Raw genomic sequence first — 5,777 nt, 5'->3', positions numbered from 1 at the left:
TGATTTTTAATGTGGTGGTTTTTGCACAAAAAAAAGTCAAAACAGACTTTAAGTATAAAGTCACTTATAATTTACATTACACATTAGATTCAACCAAATTAGATGAAGGAAAATCAGAATATATGGTGCTCTTTTTGGGAGATGATTTTTCTTCATTTTCAAGTAGAGCCAAGCTCTTTAAAAACAGCGTTGTAGTTAAAGGAAATACTGCTTCTACTTCTAAGGAAAGTATAACGGCTTTTCCCGCTGTAATATTAAAAAATCCTAAGGAAAACTATTTGGCATATACCTTACAAATCGTGGATGATTATTTTTATTATGAGCAACCTTCAAATTTATTTGATTGGAAAATTCATGATGAAATTAAGGACATTAAGGGATACGCGGCTCAAAAAGCAACCACCACATATTCTGGCAGAGATTATATAGCTTGGTTCACTACAGACATACCAATTTCAGATGGGCCTTTTAAGTTTAATGGCCTTCCAGGGTTGATCATTGAGATTTCGGACACTCAAAATCACTATAGCTTTACGCTTTATGCATTTGAAAAATTGGAGCCACCTGTCTCTTTTACAATCAATCTGAAACAGTATGTTTTAACTACTAAAGAAAAAATTCTCGAAGTCCAATATAGATACAGACAAGACCCTTTTACGTACGCAAATAACCCAAATGTAAAAATAACTCCAGAAGTACATCAGGCTTACATCAAAGCCTTTACTGAGATGTTGGAGAAAGAAAATAATCCTATTGAAAAAGACTAAGTTTTTAGTGCTTCTTGTCCTATTGATGTTTGGTCTGAAAGGCTTTTCGCAAAATAAAATTACGGGCACTGTTAAGGACACTGCCGGAAATATATTGGCAGGCGCAGTGGTTACCATAAAAAGCGAACATTCAAATGCAATTTTAAGCTATGGCACAGCAGATATTGATGGCCATTTTTCTGTTGCTATTAGCACCGACGCTTTAAATTTGGTTATTAGTGTTTTGCACTTAGGCTATAAAACGTTTGATAAAAAGATCACAAACACATCCCAAAATATATCCATAACCTTAGAGGAATCTATTGAAGCGCTAAAAGAAGTTGTTGTCACCTCTTATAATATTGAAAAAAAGGGCGATACTTTAAGTTATTCCGTTTCTGCATTTAAAGACCAAAAAGACAGGACTATTGCAGATGTTTTAAAAAAAATGCCTGGTATTGAGGTCCTGAGCAACGGTCAAATATTATATATGGGAAACGCGATCGAGAAATACTACATTGAAGGTATGGATATGCTAGAAGGTCGTTATAATTTGGCTAATGATAATATATCGGCTGATGATGTAAGCAAGGTTCAGATTTTGGAAAACCATCAGCCTATTAAAGTGTTGGATAGTTTAGTTTTTTCAGATAAGACATCCTTGAATATTAAGTTGAAAAACAATGTTTCTGTAACTGGTTCTGCTGAGATTGGCGGTGGATTTAGCCCTGTTTTATTTAAGACGAATATTACGCCGTTAGTATTCACAAAAAGAAGTCAGGCTTTAGTAAGTTATCAATATAATAATACTGGTAATGACCTTTCACGTAGCAATAACGATTTTTCTACTTCAGATAATTTAACGACCGGTTTTGATGCTGTAAGAAAAAACATTTTGTCTTTACGGCAACTTTCCCAGCCTCCATTTTTAGGTGCAAGATGGTTGGATAACAATGACCACCTTGCCAATATCAATTATCTGTATCGCATAAAAAATGCCACAGACCTTAAAATAAACCTGTCTTATCTAAATGGTTCCCGTATGGATCATGGCAATAGGAACACAACTTATATAACTCAAAATGACACCATAAATTATGGCGAAAACATAGATAACATACTATTTTTGAATTCGTTAAATTCTAAGTTTACCATAGAAAGAAACCAGTCAAAAAGTTATTTACTAAATACATTTGTTGCTAATACATTTTGGGATAGTCAAAGAGGAACCATCATCAATGATAATTTAGATGTTTCTCAGCAACTTTCAAACCCATACCTATTGCTGACCAATAAACTTAAAATAATAAAACCCATAGGCAAGCAATTAATAACATTTGACTCCAGTAGTGGCTATACCGATACTGAGCAAGAGCTGACCGTTTTGCCAGGACAGTTTGAAGAAATACTAAACGATGGCCAGGACTATGAAAGCAATAGGCAAGGCACAAGATTATCTACTTTTTTTACAGAGAATACCGTCGGTTTTACCAAAAAACTCGGTGCTTTTACCATATCGCCAAAGGCTGGACTGGCATATAAACATCAAAAATTGACATCAGATTTACAAAAAACTTTCGATGGCAATCAAACACAAATTGATGGAGATTACCAAAATGACCTGCAATTAACCAACCCAAACCTGTTTATTACCAATCATTTAAATTTTAAGAAAGACAGATGGACAATTGTTTTAAAATCTCCTTTGTACCTGCGTTATTTTAAAACAGACCATAAAATTTCGAGCCAGCAACAAACGCTAAGGCGATTAAATTTTGAGCCAGATTTAACGATTACAAAAAAACTATCGCCCTATTGGGAAGCAAGTGTCAGAGGTAATATTGAAAACAGATATGGCGAGATTGACAATTTGTTTGATGGCTACATGCTGAAAAACTATTTAAGTTTAGTGCGATATAATTCTACTTTGGGCGAGCAAACCAATTATGCGTCTTCTCTAAGTATTAAATACAGAAACGCATTAAAGGCTTTATTTACTACCGCAACATTTGGTCTTACCAAAAATGAGAACAACCTACTTTATAATAGTTCTATTGCAGATAATGGCTCATTAATAATAGAGAGCATTGAAAGAGATAATGAAGTTACGGCTCAAAGTGTCAATTTTAATGTCAGCAAATATTTTAGCAAGGCCAAAACAACTTTAACACTAAATAGCAGGTTCTCGTTTTCTGAAAGACCTCAGATTGTTAACGGTACATTTGGATCATTTAAAAGCACAGACCAGCGTTATGACGTCGATGTAAAATCTGAAATCGCAAAATGGTTTGGTATCGGCGCAAGTTCGAGGCTTACCGTTGCAAGATTACAAACTACAAACGATCAGTTTAGCGCAATAAAGAATTTGGAAAGTTTGATAGCAACATTTTTTTACTTAAGCGACCATCAGTTTTTGAATATTGATGCCGAGCATTATTACAATAACATCGGGACAAGCAAGAATAACAACTATTTTTTAAATTTCAGCTACCAATTTACCGTTAACAAATACAACCTTGATACTAAGATTGCTTGGAATAATGTACTTAATACAAAAAAATATATAAGTGCTTTTAACGGTCAGTTTTTTAGTAGCGAAAATTTTTATAAGTTAAGGCCATCTCAACTTTTAATTACTTTTAAGTTTTCATTATAAACTAAGTATTTGTGATTAACTGTTATTTGTGAAGAATGTTAATTGTTCGATTTCAAACAAGCCGATGTTACAGACTATAATCTTATTATGCTATCAATTATAATAAAATGAGTTCTCCTGGAAAGTCTTGGATCCAGCTCCAAAGTCTATGATTTCCATTCCACTTGTCCACTTCCCGAAAAAAGTCGGGAAGCGATCAAACCCCATTGCAACCTCCAACTTTGAAGTAGCGTCCGCTTAACTTAGGCAAAACGAGATGAATCCGTTAAAATAACACAGGAAACACATTCTCCTACATTCCGCGCCAGTCTGCCAAAAGGGGCAGGAAAAGCTTCATTCCGAGAAAAGAGCTTCCCTAAAAAGTCATGGACACAATTCCCGATTTCCATTCCTTTTGTCTGCTCCGTGCTGGGAAGATCAGGAAGCAAGCCAACGGCATTTCCATCTTTTAAGTTCCCTCTGCTTTAATCCCGCTAAGAAATCGTTTAAGTAGTCAAAAGCCTAAGTAGAACTTCGGCTATCAGTTAAGATTAGTTTACGAAAAAAGTTTGAAAAATATAAGGGAAACCTTTAAAGTGGCGCCTTGTAGTCGCGTTTTTATGTTAATGATAGGTGTGTTTACAACGAATAACTATATTTTCGCCTTTTAAATGAAATTTAAATCTTATGAAAGAACTTATTGAAAACATGCAAAACACTTTTGAGTCATTTGAAAGTGATGCTAAATTGCAACTAGAAAGTGGAAACAAAGCAGCAGGAACAAGAGCAAGACAATCGTCATTAGCCTTGGAAAAATTATTAAAGGAATTCCGTAAAGTCTCGATTGCTGAATCCAAGAAATAAACAAAGAAATCATCTCATTAACTAAAAATGAGATGATTTCTTTTTTTTGCCATTATGTATTGAGGGGTGATCTTAAAAAGTGGGTTATTACAAAATAACTCTTAATCTGAGTCGGTCGTTAGCAGATATATCATTCAGCCCATTGCCACTCCATTCCGCGAAAAGCTCCATTATGGGCAAAGCGCTTCATTAAAATCTTGGACACAATTCCAAAGTTTACGGATTTACCGTATAAATAGGTCTTAATAATATGTGCATTATTTCTCGAGATTAACCATTTGGTCAACTTTGGAATAGTGTCCGCTTGGCCAAGAGCTCACTATTCCATTTTCTCCACAAAGTTTAAAATTTAGCTCCAGACGGACTGCATAATCGGTCGTGCCTCCCTTTTATAAGTCCTTACTCGATCTAAATTTTGATTTATGTAGTCGAAAGGTAACAGCGATAGGCACTATGGGAAGTAAATTAATGAAGAAATGTTGACGGACAACTATGTTTCTCTTGTTGTTTTTAATAGGTTACGATCAAAGTTAACTCTAATTTGTCGATCAAAAAAAAGGAAAACGCTCAGGATATAATAAGTAAATCACTTGAAAAATAGGGTTTGAAACCAATCATAACAGTAGAAACTCGAAGTTTAATTAAACTTCATCTTTTTCCGTTCTATGATATTTTGTTATAGTTTAAAAAAATAAGTTTAAACAAACTAATAGTGTGTATATTTGAAGTAAATTAAACTCTTGGTTTGCTCTCATGGGTTTATAAAATACTGAAAATAGAAACTAATAGTTTGGAAAAAGAACAAAAAATAAACCGTTTACTTAATTCTCAGCCTTCTGGGGTTGTCTATCTCAGCTCGTGGTTAACTGAAAATGGGTTTTCCACACAATTGCTCAATCGCTATAAGAAAAGTAATTGGCTTTATTCCATCGGAACAGGGGCCTGGATGCGAGTGGGAGAAAAACCCGGATACGAAGGCGCAATATATGCATTGCAACAACAATGTGATCAGAGTATCCATTTGGGAGGCAAAACAGCGCTTTCTTTATTAGGGAAAGCACATTATTTAGAATTATCAGCACAGCAAGTTATAGTGTTCGGTGGCAGTAAAGAAAAACTCCCTGCGTGGTTCACTAAGTACGATTGGGGTGTAAAAGTGAATTACTTTAGTACATCCTTTTTGCCAGCAAAAGTAGGATTACAGGATTTAGAGCGAGGCAACTTTAGTTTGAAAATATCGAACCCTATAAGAGCGTTAATGGAATGTTTGTATCTGGCGCCAAAAAAACAAGACCTTGTAGAGTGTTATGAAATTATGCAGGGACTTAATAACCTTAGACCAAATCAGGTTTACGATCTTTTAAGGCAATGCACCTCTATAAAAGTGAAACGACTTTTTTTATATATGGGCGAAAAGTCAAATCACGATTGGTTCAAGTATATGGATGCAGAAAAAATAGATATAGGAAAAGGGAAGCGGTCTTTAGTAAAAGATGGCGTTTATATAGCCAAATACGCTATCACTGTTCCCA

4 protein-coding genes are annotated in these 5,777 nt (G+C 34.7%); all 4 read left to right on the top strand.

Features of this window, described 5'->3' with window-relative positions:
- Positions 1-767, top strand: a 767-nt coding sequence (locus tag ABIQ28_RS03535; RefSeq protein WP_348035372.1) for a GLPGLI family protein, incomplete at its 5' end; no start/stop codon positions are given.
- Entirely contained in the window at positions 754-3,402 is a 2,649-nt protein-coding gene (locus tag ABIQ28_RS03530; RefSeq protein ID WP_348035371.1) for a carboxypeptidase-like regulatory domain-containing protein, read from the top strand. The genes ABIQ28_RS03535 and ABIQ28_RS03530, both read left to right, overlap by 14 nt.
- 666 nt (positions 3,403-4,068) lie before the next feature.
- Entirely contained in the window at positions 4,069-4,245 is a 177-nt protein-coding gene (locus tag ABIQ28_RS03525; RefSeq protein WP_066432866.1) for a histone H1, read from the top strand.
- A 790-nt stretch (positions 4,246-5,035) separates the two neighbouring features.
- Positions 5,036-5,777 (top strand): type IV toxin-antitoxin system AbiEi family antitoxin domain-containing protein (locus ABIQ28_RS03520; RefSeq protein ID WP_348035370.1); only part of this gene is annotated, 742 nt, incomplete at its 3' end.

The organism is Gelidibacter sp. (genome assembly GCF_039916245.1).
Taxonomy (GTDB): domain Bacteria; phylum Bacteroidota; class Bacteroidia; order Flavobacteriales; family Flavobacteriaceae; genus Gelidibacter.
This window is presented reverse-complemented; position numbering and strand designations above follow the sequence as displayed.

Bases quoted from the DNA above. Each gene is read 5' to 3' on its own strand.
- ABIQ28_RS03525 (WP_066432866.1), top strand. From the start codon at position 4,069: ATGAAAGAACTTATTGAAAACATGCAAAACACTTTTGAGTCATTTGAA.